Source organism: Vibrio sp. T9 (assembly GCF_003123985.1).
Classification (GTDB): Bacteria; Pseudomonadota; Gammaproteobacteria; order Enterobacterales; family Vibrionaceae; genus Vibrio; species Vibrio diabolicus.
This window is the reverse complement of record NZ_NIGY01000125.1, coordinates 1-343: the sequence shown is the minus strand read 5'-3', so window position 1 is coordinate 343 and position 343 is coordinate 1. Positions and strand designations below refer to the sequence as shown.

Genomic DNA, 343 nt, shown 5'->3' with positions numbered 1-343 from the left:
ACCTTGCCCCGGCGTCATCGGTTAATCTCACCGATAGCGATATCTCTTTCGGAGCGAAACCCATGGTCCATGCCCCGTCGTGGCGCGTACTCGCCGCGAGTCTCTTTCTTGTCGTCGGCGCAGGCAGCGTCTCCGCGCAGACTTCACCTCCCTCGACCAAGGGGCCCGGCCACGCCGCCATCGCCAGTGCCAACTACCTGGCCACCAACGCAGGCTTCGAAGTGCTGGGCAAGGGCGGTAATGCCTTCGATGCCGCTGTCGCGGTGTCCTCCACGTTGGCCGTCGTCGAACAGCAGAGTTCGGGTATCGGCGGTGGCTTCATGGCCCTGCTGCATCGTGCTTC

1 protein-coding gene is annotated in these 343 nt (G+C 63.8%); it reads left to right on the top strand.

Features of this window, described 5'->3' with window-relative positions:
- Window positions 1–62: 62 nt before the first annotated feature.
- Window positions 63–343: gamma-glutamyltransferase (locus CBX98_RS26845; protein WP_172606045.1), on the top strand; the 281-nt coding region annotated here is incomplete at its 3' end.